This window comes from Dyella sp., assembly GCF_036746095.1.
GTDB lineage: Bacteria > Pseudomonadota > Gammaproteobacteria > Xanthomonadales > Rhodanobacteraceae > Dyella_B.
On the sequence record NZ_DAIOEU010000003.1, the window covers coordinates 96,655 to 110,556 of the forward strand.

General features: G+C 62.5%; 13 protein-coding genes. 11 read left to right on the forward strand and 2 right to left on the reverse strand.

Features of this window, described 5'->3' with window-relative positions:
- Position 1 precedes the first annotated feature (1 nt).
- The 5 genes from V7M64_RS02745 (at position 2) to V7M64_RS02765 (ending at position 3,414) form a co-directional block, all read left to right on the forward strand.
- Complete coding sequence (locus V7M64_RS02745; RefSeq protein WP_333676837.1) at positions 2-376, forward strand: GntR family transcriptional regulator; 375 nt, start codon at positions 2-4, stop codon at positions 374-376.
- The gene (locus V7M64_RS02750; protein ID WP_333676839.1) at positions 373-1,230 is read left to right on the forward strand and encodes an ABC transporter ATP-binding protein; all 858 of its coding nucleotides are present in this window, start codon (positions 373-375) and stop codon (positions 1,228-1,230) included. Before V7M64_RS02745 ends, V7M64_RS02750 begins: the two co-directional genes overlap by 4 nt.
- Positions 1,227-2,201: a hypothetical protein gene (locus tag V7M64_RS02755; RefSeq protein ID WP_333676840.1), complete on the forward strand. Its 975-nt coding sequence runs from the start codon at positions 1,227-1,229 to the stop codon at positions 2,199-2,201. The genes V7M64_RS02750 and V7M64_RS02755 overlap by 4 nt, the downstream gene beginning before the upstream one ends.
- 48 nt (positions 2,202-2,249) lie before the next feature.
- Positions 2,250-2,765 carry a hypothetical protein gene (locus tag V7M64_RS02760; RefSeq protein WP_333676842.1) on the forward strand — a complete coding sequence of 172 codons (516 nt, stop codon included), beginning with the start codon at positions 2,250-2,252 and terminating at the stop codon, positions 2,763-2,765.
- A 136-nt stretch (positions 2,766-2,901) separates the two neighbouring features.
- Positions 2,902-3,414, forward strand: a complete 513-nt coding sequence (locus tag V7M64_RS02765; protein WP_333676843.1) for a hypothetical protein — start codon at positions 2,902-2,904, stop codon at positions 3,412-3,414.
- A gap of 10 nt (positions 3,415-3,424) precedes the next feature.
- Here V7M64_RS02765 and V7M64_RS02770 read toward each other — a convergent pair whose 3' ends face one another.
- Entirely contained in the window at positions 3,425-4,822 is a 1,398-nt protein-coding gene (locus tag V7M64_RS02770) for a class II fumarate hydratase (protein ID WP_333676844.1), read from the reverse strand.
- Between the two features lie 102 nt (positions 4,823-4,924).
- On the opposite strand from V7M64_RS02770, the gene purB reads away from it, so the two are divergent.
- Together purB and V7M64_RS02780 are read left to right on the forward strand one after the other, a co-directional pair.
- Positions 4,925-6,292 carry an adenylosuccinate lyase gene (purB, locus tag V7M64_RS02775; RefSeq protein WP_333676846.1) on the forward strand — a complete coding sequence of 456 codons (1,368 nt, stop codon included), beginning with the start codon at positions 4,925-4,927 and terminating at the stop codon, positions 6,290-6,292.
- Positions 6,293-6,358: 66 nt separating this feature from the next.
- Positions 6,359-7,108, forward strand: coding sequence for a sulfite exporter TauE/SafE family protein (locus V7M64_RS02780; RefSeq protein ID WP_333676848.1), 750 nt, complete (start codon positions 6,359-6,361; stop codon positions 7,106-7,108).
- Between the two features lie 50 nt (positions 7,109-7,158).
- On the opposite strand, the gene V7M64_RS02785 is transcribed toward V7M64_RS02780, so the two are convergent.
- On the reverse strand, positions 7,159-7,767 hold the full coding sequence (locus V7M64_RS02785) for a hypothetical protein (protein ID WP_333676850.1): 609 nt from the start codon (positions 7,765-7,767) through the stop codon (positions 7,159-7,161).
- 84 nt (positions 7,768-7,851) lie between these two features.
- Between V7M64_RS02785 and V7M64_RS02790 the strand changes: the two genes are divergently transcribed.
- The 4 genes from V7M64_RS02790 (at position 7,852) to odhB (ending at position 13,888) form a co-directional block, all read left to right on the forward strand.
- Positions 7,852-9,063: a cupin domain-containing protein gene (locus V7M64_RS02790; RefSeq protein ID WP_333676851.1), complete on the forward strand. Its 1,212-nt coding sequence runs from the start codon at positions 7,852-7,854 to the stop codon at positions 9,061-9,063.
- Complete coding sequence (locus V7M64_RS02795; RefSeq protein WP_333676852.1) at positions 9,060-9,572, forward strand: hypothetical protein; 513 nt, start codon at positions 9,060-9,062, stop codon at positions 9,570-9,572. The genes V7M64_RS02790 and V7M64_RS02795 overlap by 4 nt, the downstream gene beginning before the upstream one ends.
- A gap of 254 nt (positions 9,573-9,826) precedes the next feature.
- Entirely contained in the window at positions 9,827-12,670 is a 2,844-nt protein-coding gene (locus V7M64_RS02800; protein ID WP_333676853.1) for a 2-oxoglutarate dehydrogenase E1 component, read from the forward strand.
- A 21-nt stretch (positions 12,671-12,691) separates the two neighbouring features.
- Entirely contained in the window at positions 12,692-13,888 is a 1,197-nt protein-coding gene (odhB, locus tag V7M64_RS02805) for a 2-oxoglutarate dehydrogenase complex dihydrolipoyllysine-residue succinyltransferase (RefSeq protein WP_333676855.1), read from the forward strand.
- The last annotated feature ends 14 nt before the right edge of the window (positions 13,889-13,902 follow it).

The following is a 13,902-nucleotide window of genomic DNA, read 5'->3' on the forward strand; positions in this document are numbered from 1 at the left end:
CATGGCCATCACCTGGAACGACAGCGTCCCGATCTATCGCCAGTTACGCGAACGCGTGGTGGCGATGATCCTGGACGGCGCCTTGCACGAGGGCGACCCGCTGCCGTCAGTACGCCAGGTGGCAGCGGATTTTCAGATCAATCCGCTCACGGTTTCCAAGGCGTATCAGGAACTGGTCGACGACCAACTCGTAGAGAAAAGGAGGGGGCTGGGCATGTTCGTCACCGATGGAGCGCGCGAGGCGCTGCTCAAATCAGAACGCGAGCGCTTTCTGCGCGAAGAATGGCCGGCGCTGTACGCACGCTTGCAGCGCCTCGGTCTGGACCTGAAAACCCTGATGCGCGAAGCGCCGAAGGATGCGGAGAACCCGTCATGAATGCGGTCGTCACCGCCAATGGCTTGAGCAAGCGCTACAAGAACATGCTTGCGCTGGACAACCTGAGCTTCCAGATTCCCGCCGGACGCATCGTGGGGCTGATCGGCCCCAACGGCGCCGGCAAGACGACTGCACTGAAGGCCATCCTGGGCCTGACCGGTTTCCAGGGCCAGCTCAACGTGCTGGGGTTCGACCCTCGCAGCCAGCGCGACCGGCTGATGGAAGAAGTGTGCTTCATCGCCGACGTGGCGGTGCTGCCGCGCTGGATTCGCGTACGCGAGGCGATCGACTTCGTCGCCAACGTCCATCCGCGCTTCAACCGCGCCAAATGCGAAGCCTTCCTTGCACGCACCAAGCTCACGCCCGATCAGCGCGTGAAGCAGATGTCCAAAGGCATGATCGTGCAGCTGCATCTGGCCCTGGTGATGGCGATCGACGCCAAGCTGCTGGTACTGGATGAGCCCACGCTCGGCCTGGACATCCTCTACCGCAAGCAGTTCTACCAGAACTTGCTGGAAGATTATTTCGACGAGAACAAGACGATCATCGTCACCACCCATCAGGTGGAGGAGATCGAACACATCCTCACCGACCTGATGTTCATCCGCGACGGCAGGATCGTGCTGAACACCGACATGGAAAGCATGGGGGAGCGCTTCGCCGAAGTCATGGTGAGCACGGACATGGCTGCTGCCGCGCGCCAGCTCAAGCCGCTGGACGAGCGCCAGGTGTTCGGCAAGAGCATTTTCCTGTTCGACGGCATCGATCAGGCGCAACTGAAAGCATTGGGCGAAATCCGCCGGCCTTCGGTCAGCGACCTGTTCGTCGCCACCATGAAGGGAACTTACGCATGAACGCAAAAAACATTTATTGGCTGGTCAAGCGCGAGTTCTGGGAGCATCGCGGCGGCTTCTTCTGGGCGCCGGTGATCACCAGCGCCGTATTCCTGGTGCTGAACCTGATGGCGATCGCGGCCGGTGAAGTGACCGGCAAGTTCGGCATGCATATGGGCACCATCGATCTTGACGGACATACCTTGGAAGCCCTGAAGCTTCATTCGCTCGACGCCGATGGCATCCGAAAAGTCGGCGATGCACTGGATGTCGTCATGCTGTCCACCAGTGGATTGCTGGGTGTGGTTTTCGGCTTCGTAGTGTTCTTCTACTGCCTGGGCACTCTGTACGACGACCGCCGCGACCGGAGTTTTCTGTTCTGGAAATCGCTGCCGGTTTCCGACACGTCCACCGTCGTCTCGAAGGTCATTGCCGCTACGTTGGCCGCGCCGATCATTGCCATGCTTTGCGGCCTGCTCACCGGCCTGATCATGCTGCTGATGTTCGCCTTCACCCTCTCCATGCATGGCGTAAGCGTGTGGTGGCTGCTGACGCTGTCGCATCCGTTCCAGTTGATCGGCTTCCTGATCGGCAGCATTCCGCTCTATCTGCTGTGGGCCTTGCCTGCGGTCGGCTGGCTGATGCTGTGCTCGTCCTGGGCCAAGAGCAAGCCGTTCCTCTGGGCCGTGGTCATCCCCGTCGCGGTGGGAGTGATCATCAGCTGGTTCAACCTGCTTCAATCGGCTGGTTTCAGAAGTGGCTGGTATTGGCGCGAGATCCTGGTCCGCATCCTGTTCAGCGTATTCCCGGGCGGTTGGCTGCACGACACGGCCGCACAGCAACTGGGCGACAATCCGGGGCACATCGGTAACTTCTTGCTCTCCAATTCCTATGCAGTACTGGCGACACCGGGGATCTGGATCGGCGCAGCAGCAGGTATCGCCATGCTGGCCGGCTCCGTGTGGTTCCGCCGCTGGCGCGACGACAGCTAAGAAACAGCGCAATCGGCCCGCACATCGATCATCTGAAGGGGACACGGGATGAAGCATCAAAGGACGCTCTTGCTCTTGGCCTTGATCGCCGGCCTTGCAGCGTGCGACATGCCTGACTTCAGTTACAGCGGCGCAAACGGCAAGTTCACCTTGGATGGCAATGTGCTCACCGTGCACGCGGATGGCGTGCCCGATGCAACGATCGGGTCCGCCGGCGATTTCGCCGTCGACGGTAAAGCTGTAGCGCTTACGCCCGCACAACGCGGCCTGCTGGTGCTTTATTACCAGGGCGCAGCGGATATTCGCGAGCAAGCCAACGGCATGAAGGCGGGGATAGCTGCCGCCAAGAACGCTTTCGTTGCAAAGCCCGATGCAGGTGCAAAACAAAAGCTCAAGGATACCGTGGCGTCGCAAGCACATCAGCTCACGGTGAAGATGTGCCAGGACGAGACCAACCTCAAGGCGGTTCAAGATCAGCTCAATGCGCAGGTTCCCGCCTTCAAGCCGTATGTGGGCATCTTCCGTGACCGCAGTACAGCAGATTGCATCAAGGACAACGACTAATGACCAGGAACGCCACCGTGCATTGAGTCCATCTTGAGACGCGCGGTACAACGCCCTATTCGGGCAACATCGTTGGTTTACGTTGCGCTAAACCAACCTACGTTACTGATCCTACGACTTGCGAGGGGGACGACTCATGAAGTACACACGGACGATAACGCTGCTGGCGCTTTGCGCCGCCATCAGCGCCTGCGACACCGCCGATACCACACTGGCAAACGGTGGCATCACGCTCAAGGACAATATCGTTACGTTGCACGTCGATGGCGCGCCCGATGCGCAGATCGACGCCAACGGTGCGCTGGTGATCGGCGACAAGCCTGTAACCGTCTCGCCTTCGCAGCACGGCCTGCTGATGCTCTATTTCCAGAATGTCTCGGATGTGCGTCAGACGGGCTTGGCCATGGGAAAAATCGGCGCGGGCATGGGCATGAAGGCCATCAAAGATTCACTCGACGGCAAATCGAAGGGCGAAAAAGACCAGGACGCCGAGGCTGGCGGCCAGCGGTTGAAGACGCTTGGCCTCAAGATGTGCCAGGACCAGGCCAGCATCACGGATATACAAGACCAGCTTGCCGCGCAACTGCCGGCGTTCAAGCCTTACGCGAAGATCTCGACCAAACGTGTTGCCGATTGCGAAAAGGATTGACTCGGCGGCATCAACCGCCGCCAGCGCCGCCGCCATGGATGCCACCCTTGGTCAGCGCACGCGGATCGAGCAGCTTCTTCAACTCGTCTTTCGACAGCCCTGATTGTTCAAGCGCCACATCCATGATGGGGCGCTTTTCCTTGTAGGCCTGTTTGGCGATCGCTGCGCCCTTTTCGTAGCCGATCACGGGATTCAATGCCGTGACCAGGATCGGGTTCATCGCCAACGCCTGGTTGACGCGATCGGCATTCACGCGGAAACCCGCAATGGCCTTGTCGGCCAACAGGCGCGACACATTCGCAAGTGTCTGGATCGACTGCAGCAGGTTGTAGGCGATCAGCGGCAGCATCACGTTGAGCTGGAAATTGCCGGACTGGCCGGCCACCGTGATGGCCGCATCGTTGCCGATCACCTGCGCGGCCACCATCGCGGTGGCTTCCGGAATCACCGGGTTCACCTTGCCCGGCATGATCGACGAACCCGGCTGCAATGCCGGCAGTTCGATTTCGCCCAAGCCGGCGAGAGGCCCCGAATTCATCCAGCGCAGATCGTTGGCAATTTTCATCAGCGCCACGGCCAGCACCTTCAGCTGCCCGGAAAGTTCCACCGCCGCGTCCTGCGCAGCCATCCCTTCGAAATAATTGTCGGCCGAATCGAAACGCACGTCGGTGAGTTTCTTCAGTTCACGCGCCACGTTCGGCCCGAATGTCGGGTCGGCGTTGATGCCGGTGCCCACCGCCGTGCCGCCCAGCGGCAATTGCCGCATGCGATGCAGGCTGTCGCCAATGCGCTGGATCGCCGCTTCGATCTGTGCCGACCAGCCCGACAACTCCTGCCCGAACGTCACCGGCATCGCATCCATCAAGTGCGTGCGCCCTGTCTTGGGCACGTTGCGCAATTCGCTGGCACGGCGATCGATGGCGCGCTTGAGGTGCTTGAGTGCCGGCAACAGTTCCTCATGCGTGGTGAGCGTGGCGCTGACGTGGATGGCGGTGGGGATCACGTCGTTGGAGCTTTGCCCGTAGTTCACGTGATCGTTCGGATGCACCTTGTTGCCGGCCTTGGCGGCGAGATTCGCGATCACCTCGTTGGCATTCATGTTGGTGCTGGTGCCGGAGCCGGTCTGGAATATGTCGATCGGGAACTGGTCGTCGTGCTGGCCCTCCGCGACCGCGAGCGCCGCCTTGCGGATGGCTGCCGCCTGCCCTTTCTTCAGATGCCCGAGCGCGAGATTGGCTTCGGCCGCCGCAGCCTTGATCAAGCCCAGGGCCCGAATGAAAGGGCGCGGCAGATGCAGGCCGGAAATGGGGAAATTATCGATCGCACGCTGGGTCTGCGCGCCATAGAGCGCCTTGGCAGGCACCTTAAGCTCGCCCATGCTGTCGTGCTCGATACGGAAATCGGCCATGGCTGCATCTCATAACTTTTGGAGAGGCCCGACTATAAGCCCGCCGATGTTGGCCGCGGAGCAATGTAAAATGGCCGGCTCTGATCTCCCGGAAGCTGCCCGATGTCCACCCACGCCCTCACCGCCCTTTCTCCGCTGGACGGCCGCTACGCCGGCAAGACCGAAGCGCTGCGCCCGATCTTCAGCGAATTCGGCCTGATGCACCGCCGCGTGCAGGTGGAAATCGAATGGCTGCTGGCATTGGCCGCGGAAAAAGCTATCGCTGAGCTTCCGGCTTTCACGCCGGAGCAAATCGCCAAGCTCAAAGCGATCGCCAGCGATTTCGGTGTTGAGGACGGTGTACGCATCAAGACGATCGAAGCCACCACCAACCACGACGTCAAGGCGATCGAGTATTTCATCAAGGAGCGCATCGGCAACGACGCTGCGCTGGCCCAGGCCAAGGAATTCGTGCATTTCGCCTGCACCAGCGAAGACATCAACAATCTCTCCTATGCATTGATGCTGCGCGACGCGCGCACGCACGTACTGCTGCCGTGGCTGGACAAGGTCATCGCCAAACTGCGCGAACTGGCGCATGCAAACGCGGCGTTGCCGATGCTCTCGCGCACGCACGGCCAGACCGCTTCACCCAGCACGCTGGGCAAGGAACTGGCAAACGTCGTCGCGCGCCTGGAGCGCCAGCGCAAGCAGCTGGCGAATGTAGAGATTCCCGGCAAGATCAATGGCGCCGTCGGCAATTACAACGCGCACGCGATCACCTACCCGGACGTGGACTGGCGCGCGTTCTCGCAGCGTTTCGTGACCGGTTTGGGTCTGGATTACAACCCGTACACCACGCAGATCGAGCCGCACGACGGCGTGGCCGAGTACTGCGACGTCGCGCGCCGTGCCAACACCATCCTTATCGATCTGGCGCGCGACGTGTGGGGCTATGTCTCGCTCGGTTATTTCAAGCAGGCGTTGAAGGCGGGCGAAGTGGGTTCCTCCACCATGCCGCACAAGGTCAACCCGATCGACTTCGAGAACGCGGAAGGCAACTTCGGGCTGGCCAATGCCCTGCTCGGCCATTTCGCCGAGAAGCTGCCGATCAGCCGCTGGCAGCGCGACCTCACCGATTCGACCGTGTTGCGCGCGCTGGGTACGGCATTCGGCCACATGCTGGTTGCGCTGGAATCGTTGCAGAAGGGTCTGGGCAAGCTCAACGTGAATGCAGATCGCCTCGCCGCGGATCTGGACGCAAGCTGGGAAGTGCTGGCCGAAGCCGTGCAGACAGTGATGCGCCGCTATGGGTTGCCCGAACCTTACGAGCAGTTGAAGGCACTGACGCGCGGCCAGGGCATCACCCGCGATTCCATGCGCCAGTTCATTGCCGGCCTGGCACTGCCCGCAGAGGCCAAGCAACGACTGCTTGAGCTTACGCCGGCCACGTACATCGGCCTCGCCACCGATCTGGCCAAGGCCGTCTGATCCGCCAGACCGGACAATCACGGGTGCATTTGTCATGATGCGCTTTGTCCGGTTTGCACGAGCGTCATGGCGCCCCTTTCCGAATTCCTGATCTTTACCGGCATCGGTGCACTGGCTCAGCTGGTGGACGGTGCATTGGGCATGGCGTACGGCGTCACCTCGGCCGGCATGTTGCTGGGCTTCGGGCTGCCGCCAGCCATGGCCAGCGCCAGCGTGCATTACGCGGAAACCTTCACGTGCGGTGCATCCGGACTCAGCCACTGGTGGGCCGGCAATGTGCAGCGTCGGTTGTTCCTGCTGCTGGCGATTCCAGGTGTGATCGGCGCCGTGATCGGCGCCACCGCGCTGGCGCATATGCCGCCGATCTGGATTCGCTATTTCCTCACCCCCTACCTGCTCGCCATGGGGCTGTTCCTGCTCTTTCGTACCTCCAAGCGCAAGGATCGGCGGCAGGATGTACCGCGCGGCACCGCCGTGCTCGGATTCGTGGCCGGCATCCTGGATGCGGCGGGCGGCGGTGGATGGAGCGCGCTCACGGTCACCACGATGGTGGCGCACGGGCAGGAACCGCGTCTGGTGATCGGCAGCGTGCATCTGGCCAAGTGCGTGGTCAGCCTGGCGGCCAGCATTACCTTCTTGCTTACCATCGGCGAAAGCAAACTGCATGTGGTGCTGGGGTTGATCCTGGGTGGCGTGATTGCGGCGCCGTTCGGTGCGTGGCTGGTACGCCGCCTGCCAGCGCGCGTATCCACGCTGATGGCCGGGCTTACGGTGTTGGCGCTCGGTATCTACAACTGCTATCGCTTGTTGCGCTGACTCACGCACCGCCCCTGCGAACATGTCGGGTTACGCTGCGCTAACCCAACCTATCGCGACAATTCGCAGATCCAGTTCACTTCCCAGTTTCTGCCGCCGTCCGGCGAGAACGATTGCTCCATCCGCGCCGCGTGCGGCGAGATGTTGAGCCACATCCAGCGCACCAGCACGACGCGGCCATTCCAGCTGATGCGGTTGTAAAACTCGCCTCGCTTGCCGTGGAATTCACCGACGACCGGCGCTGCCGGATCCAGCTCGGCGTTGTCCGCATCGAAACCGTAAATGGCCCATTGATGTGTATGCGGGTTGTACATGCGCAGCGTCTGCGCCCTCAGATGCTCTTTCCTGTCGGTACTGGTGACTTCGAACTGCTCGAGGTTGGCATTGGTATCGAACAGTTTGTGGTGATTGGAAATGCCGTCGTACTCCACCCAGGCATGCGAGCCCACCAGTCGATCCGGCAGGCGGCGGACGTGGGCTTTCCAGTCACCGATCAGGAAATCGAAATCATGCGAGCCATCATGCTGCGGCCCGGCCATGACCGCGGTGGGATCGGGGGAGCCCTGATCCGCGGCGGCTGGCAGGGCAATGCCCAGCAGCCATATGACACCGATCAGAACCGCGAGGAACTTCGGTGCAGCCAGTCTCAGCGCAGCCATGCTTTCCCCCTCCCGTGCCAGCCGGATGGACAGTTTGGGCGAGCCTACGCTTCTCGATCGGCGGATTCCATACAATGCCGCCCCATGACGCTTTCACACCCCTCCCGCAAATCCCTGCCCATCGAAGTGCAAGGCTCGGCCCGGTTGCCGATGGGCATGACGGCCGCGCAGTTCCTCCGCGACTACTGGCAGAAACGGCCCTTGCTTATCCGCAATGCCTTTCCTGACTTCCTCCCTCCCATCGCGCCGGAAGACCTGGCCGGACTGGCCTGCGAAGAAGGCGCCCTGGCGCGCCTTATCCAGCACGACGAAGACCGCGAACGCTGGCAGGTGAAGGCCGGCCCGCTGCAGGAAAGCGATTTCGCCCAGACGGGCGACGCCAATTGGACGCTGCTGGTGCAGGACGTGGACAAGTGGGACATGGACGTGGCCGCCCTGCTCGATCATTTTTCGTTTCTGCCGAACTGGCGCGTGGATGACGTGATGATCTCCTATGCCGAACCGGGCGGCGGGGTTGGCGCGCACGTCGACCAGTACGACGTGTTTCTGCTGCAAGGGCTGGGGCAACGGCACTGGGCGGTCAGTACCGATCCGCACGCGCCGAAGGATTTCCGCAGCGACGTCGAGCTAAAGCAGCTCGTCCACTTCGAGCCCACGCACGATTGGCTGCTCGAACCGGGCGACATGCTGTATCTGCCGCCTGGCGTACCGCACGACGGCGTCGCGTTCGGCGGCCCTTGCATGACTTTCTCGGTAGGCATGCGCGCACCGTCGCAAGCGGAGCTGGTGGGCGACCTGGCCGACTACCTCGCCGAGCATCTGTCGGAAGACCAGCGCTATGCCGACCCGAACCTGTCGCCGGCCAAGCGCGCGGGCGAAATCGACAAAGCAGCCCTGCAACGCGTGCGCGACGCCGTGTCGTTTACCCAAACGCTGGACGACGCCACGCTGCTCGATTGGTTCGGCCGCTTCATCACCCGCTATCGCACCGCCCAGGCGCCGTTGGCGCCGTCCAAGCCACTAGGCGAGGCAGCATTGATGAAACAATTGCAGGGCGGCGCATCGCTGCTGCGTCATCCCTGGTCCCGCATGGCTTGGGGGCAAGCTGGCAAACGCTGCACGCTGTTCGCAAACGGGCATGCCTATTCGGCTTCGTCGCGCTGGGCCACGCAGCTATGCGAGCAGCGCACGATTTCGCCGCCCTTTGATATGTCCGGTAAGGACTGCGCCTTGCTGCTGGCCCTGATCAACGACGGCTACCTGATTCTTCGTCGGCTGCGCGGGCGCAACGCATGAGCACACCGCCTGCCTCGACGGACGAGGGTATCCGCGCGGTGAGCGGACCCGAGGCCATTGCAGCGATGCGGCTGGCATTGCTGGCCGCCGTCCGCCACAAGCTGGCGATCCATTTGCCCGTGCTGCCCGCAGACGCTTTCAGCAGTCCCGACGAGTTGGCCGAGCTTCGTCGCATTGCCATCTCCGGGCGCGGGGCTGAAATCCGCATCGTGCTCGGCGATCCAGCCGCGGCGCTGCGCACCGGCCATCGCCTGATCGATCTGGCCCAGCGCATGCCCAGCGTGCTGCGCATTCGCACGCCGGTCGAAGAAGACACCCGTTCGGAGACAGAAACAAGCAGCTGGTTGCTCAACGATACAAACGGCTATTTGTTCCTGCCCGATGCCGATCGTTCGGAGGGGCGCGCAGCCCTCAAAGATGGTCCAGGACAAGCGCCCCTGCTGTTGCAGTTCGAACAGATCTGGCAACGCGCCATGCCGGCCACGCAGCTCCAGGGGCTGGCCTTGTAAACCGCGGGCTGAACACCCATCCATGCGGGGCCTTCGACTTCCGCACCCAGCGTGGCAACCGGAAGCGCCCAAGATCTTGTCCCCGCTGCCTTCGCGCCCTTCGCGGCCGCATCGTGCAACTCTCCGCGACACCGTAGATCGGCTTGCCGCGGTGCGGAAGCCGCAGGCTATAATTAACAGGATTTTTCGCCAGCGAACCCGGGTCCTCGACACAAGGCGGTCCGCTGAGGCTTCCCTTCCCTGCCGGTGGTGACGTGAGCACAAACCTGATCCGCGAGTTTTCCGAATCCTCGCAACTCGCAGGCGGCAACGCCGATTATGTCGAATCGTTGTATGACGCCTGGCTAGCCGATCCCGCATCGGTATCAGCCGAATGGAATACCTACTTCCAGACCTTCAAGGGCCGCGAGTCGGGAGACGTCTCCCACGGCGCGGCCATTGCGCGTATAGAGGCGGCGCAAAAACGGGGCCCAAGTTTCGTTGCGACCGCGCCCGCCAGTGATGAACATGCGCGCAAACAGGCCGGCGTGCTGCGCCTGCTGACGGCTTACCGCTCGCGTGGCCATTTGGCTGCCAACCTCGACCCACTGGGCCTGGCCCACAAAATCCACGCGCCGGACCTCGATCTGCCCTTCCACGGATTGTCCGACGCCGATCTCGACACCGAGTTCGATTGCGGCAACTTCGCCGGCGGTGGCCAGCGCATGAAGCTGCGCGAGCTGTTCGCGCGCCTCAAGCGCGTCTACACCAGCACGATCGGCGTGGAGTTCATGCACATCTCCGATCATGCGCAGCGCAACTGGTTGTACTCGCGCCTGGAACAGGCCAATGGCAATGCCGGACTGGACAAGGCCGCCAAGCAGCGCCTGCTCGGCAGCCTCACCGGGGCTGAAGGCCTGGAGCGCTACCTGCACACCAAATACGTCGGCCAGAAGCGCTTCTCGCTGGAAGGCGGCGACAGCCTGATCCCCATGGTCGACGACATCGTGCGCGCCGCAGGTGACGAAAACATTCGCGATGTGGTCATCGGCATGGCCCACCGCGGTCGCTTGAACGTGCTGGTGAACATTCTCGGCAAGCCGCCGAAGACCTTGTTCAACGAATTCGAAGGCATCTTCGAACATCACGAGGACGACCCCGCCCACTCCGGCGACGTGAAATACCACATGGGTTTCTCAGCCGACGTGCGCACGCCCAAGGGCGGCGTGCACGTGGCGCTGGCGTTCAACCCCTCGCACCTGGAAATCGTCAACCCGGTGGTGGCCGGTTCCGTGCATGCGCGCCAGGCCCGCCGCAAGGATACCGAGCACACCAAGTCGTTCGCCGTGCTGATCCACGGTGATGCCGCCCTGGCCGGCCAGGGCGTGAACATGGAACTGTTCAACATGTCGCAGGCGCGCGGCTTCAAGATCGGCGGCACGCTGCACATCGCGGTGAACAACCAGGTGGGCTTCACTACCTCCAATCCGCAGGATGCACGCTCCACGCTGTACTGCACCGACGTGATCAAGATGATCAACAGCCCGGTGTTCCATGTGAACGGCGACGATCCGGAAGCAGTGATCCAGGTTACCCGTCTCGCCTACGAATTCCGCAAGACGTTCCGCAAGGACGTCATGATCGACCTGGTGTGCTACCGCCGCCATGGCCATAATGAAGCGGACGAACCGGCCGCCACGCAGCCGGTGATGTACCAGATCATCCGCAAGCGCCCCACCACGCGCGAGCTCTACGCGCAGCAGCTGGTGAAGGAAGGCGTGCTGGCAGAAGGGGACGCTTCCAGGCTGGCCGAGGAATACCGCAACCGCTTGGAAGCAGGCGCGGCGATGACCGACCTGCACCCGTCGCTCACCAAGGATGTGGAGGTGGATTGGAGCCAGTTCATCGGCGGCAAGCTGTCGACCGGCTACACATCCAATCTCGACAAGGCGAAGCTGGTCGAGCTGGCCAACCGCATTCTCACGCTGCCGCAGGACCTGACCCTGCACGCACGCGTCAACAAGATCTACGACGACCGCCGCAAGATGGCTGCCGGCGAATTGCCGGGCGACTGGGGCTTTGCCGAAAATCTCGCCTACGCCACGCTCGTCGACGAAGGGCACAACTTGCGCATGGTCGGCCAGGACGCGGGCCGCGGCACGTTCTTCCATCGTCATGCTGTGCTGCATGACCAGAAGGACGGCCACACCTACCTGCCGCTCGCCTCGCTGCGTCCGGATGCGAACGTCGAAGTGATCGACTCGCTGCTCAGCGAAGAAGCCGTGATGGCGTTCGAATACGGCCACGCCACCACCGACCCGTACACGCTCAATATCTGGGAAGCGCAATTCGGCGACTTCGCCAACGGCGCGCAAGTGGTGATCGACCAGTTCATCAGCTCCGGCGAAGCGAAGTGGGATCGTCTGTGCGGCCTGGCGCTGTATCTGCCGCACGGTTACGAAGGCCAGGGCCCGGAACACTCCTCCGCCCGCCTGGAACGCTTCCTGCAGCTGTGCGCGCTGGACAACATGCAAGTTTGCGTGCCGACCACGCCGGCGCAGGATTTCCACATGATCCGCCGCCAGATGCTGCGCCCGGCGCGCAAGCCGCTGATCGTGATGACGCCCAAGTCGCTGCTGCGCCACAAGCTCGCGGTGTCCACGCTGGACGAGCTGGCCAACGGCAGCTTCCAGCTGGTGATCGGCGAGCATCGCGACTTGGCGGCGAAGAAGGTCAAGCGTGTGGTGCTGTGCGCGGGCAAGGTCTACTACGACCTGCTGGAAGAATCCGACAAGCGCGGCCTCGGCGACGTGGCGATCGTGCGCGTGGAGCAGCTCTATCCGTTCCCGCGCCCGGAAGTCATGGCGGAACTGGAGAAATACCCTTCCGCCAAGGAAGTGGTGTGGTGCCAGGAAGAGCCGATGAACCAGGGCGCCTGGTTCCAGATCCGCCACCACCTGCAAGCTTGCGTGGGCACCAAGCAAAGCCTCTCCTACGCCGGTCGTGCGCGCTCGCCCGCGCCCGCTGCCGGCCACCTCAACGATCACGTCGCCGAACAGGCCGCGCTGGTCGAACAGGCGCTGGTCGCTCCGGTCGGTTCCGATCACTCAGCAGAATAACTACCCAGGATTCCTTACATCATGTCCACCGAAGTCAAAGTCCCCGTTCTGCCCGAGTCCGTCTCCGACGCCACCATCGCCACCTGGCACAAGAAGGCCGGCGATGCGGTCAAGCGCGATGAAAACCTGGTCGACCTGGAAACCGACAAGGTCGTGCTGGAAGTGCCCGCGCCGGTCGATGGCGTGTTGAAGGAACTGAAGTTCCAACAGGGCGACACAGTGACCAGCCAGCAGGTGATCGCGGTGATCGAGGAAGGCGCTGTCGCTGCTGCTCCCGCTCCCGCACCGGCCGCCGCGGCTCCGGCGCCTGCCGCTGCGGCCCCTCAGGCGGCCGCTGCCAAGGGCTCGGAAAACCTCTCCCCTGCCGGCCTGCGCGTCGCTACCGAAGAAAAGATCGACGTCTCCAAGGTTGCCGGCACCGGCCGCGATGGCCGCGTCACCAAGGAAGACCTGGTGAACTACGGCAAGGGCGGAGCTCCTGCCGCTGCTGCACCGTCGGTTGCTCCGACACCGGGTGCCCGTCCGGAAGAGCGCGTGCCGATGACGCGCATCCGCGCGCGCATCGCCGAGCGCCTGATGCAGTCGAAGAACTCCATCGCGATGCTCACCTCGTTCAACGAAGTGAACCTCGCCGAAGTCAGCAAGATGCGCAAGACGCTGGGCGAGCAGTTCGAAAAGGCCAACGGCGTGAAGCTCGGCTTCATGAGCTTCTTCGTGAAGGCTGCTGCCGAAGCGCTGAAGCGTCATCCAATCATCAATGCTTCGGTCGATGGCAACGACATCGTCTATCACGGCTACCAGGACATCTCGATCGCCGTGGCCACCGACAAGGGCCTGGTGACGCCGGTGCTGCGCGACACGCAGAACATGAGCTTCGCCGATGTTGAAAAAGGCATCGCCAACTACGCCAAGAAAGCGCGCGAAGGCAAGCTGGGCCTGGATGACCTGCAAGGCGGCACCTTCACCATCACCAACGGCGGCACCTTCGGTTCGCTGCTGTCGACGCCGATCGTCAACCCGCCGCAGAGCGCGATCCTCGGCATGCACACCATCAAGGAGCGTGCGATCGTCGAGAACGGCCAGGTGATCGCCGCGCCGATGATGTATCTGGCGATCTCCTACGATCACCGCATCATCGATGGCAAGGATGCGGTGCTGTTCCTGGTCGACATCAAGAACCAGCTGGAAAATCCGCAACGTATGTTGCTGGGCATGTAATCGCCCACCGGCCA

Excerpts from the sequence above, each read along its gene's own strand:
- V7M64_RS02745 (WP_333676837.1), top strand. The coding sequence starts at position 2 with ATGGCCATCACCTGGAACGACAGCGTCCCGATCTATCGCCAGTTACGC.
- V7M64_RS02750 (WP_333676839.1), top strand. The coding sequence starts at position 373 with ATGAATGCGGTCGTCACCGCCAATGGCTTGAGCAAGCGCTACAAGAAC.
- V7M64_RS02755 (WP_333676840.1), top strand. The coding sequence starts at position 1,227 with ATGAACGCAAAAAACATTTATTGGCTGGTCAAGCGCGAGTTCTGGGAG.
- V7M64_RS02760 (WP_333676842.1), top strand. The coding sequence starts at position 2,250 with ATGAAGCATCAAAGGACGCTCTTGCTCTTGGCCTTGATCGCCGGCCTT.
- V7M64_RS02765 (WP_333676843.1), top strand. The coding sequence starts at position 2,902 with ATGAAGTACACACGGACGATAACGCTGCTGGCGCTTTGCGCCGCCATC.
- V7M64_RS02770 (WP_333676844.1), bottom strand. The coding sequence starts at position 4,822 with ATGGCCGATTTCCGTATCGAGCACGACAGCATGGGCGAGCTTAAGGTG.
- purB (WP_333676846.1), top strand. The coding sequence starts at position 4,925 with ATGTCCACCCACGCCCTCACCGCCCTTTCTCCGCTGGACGGCCGCTAC.
- V7M64_RS02780 (WP_333676848.1), top strand. The coding sequence starts at position 6,359 with ATGGCGCCCCTTTCCGAATTCCTGATCTTTACCGGCATCGGTGCACTG.
- V7M64_RS02785 (WP_333676850.1), bottom strand. The coding sequence starts at position 7,767 with ATGGCTGCGCTGAGACTGGCTGCACCGAAGTTCCTCGCGGTTCTGATC.
- V7M64_RS02790 (WP_333676851.1), top strand. The coding sequence starts at position 7,852 with ATGACGCTTTCACACCCCTCCCGCAAATCCCTGCCCATCGAAGTGCAA.
- V7M64_RS02795 (WP_333676852.1), top strand. The coding sequence starts at position 9,060 with ATGAGCACACCGCCTGCCTCGACGGACGAGGGTATCCGCGCGGTGAGC.
- odhB (WP_333676855.1), top strand. The coding sequence starts at position 12,692 with ATGTCCACCGAAGTCAAAGTCCCCGTTCTGCCCGAGTCCGTCTCCGAC.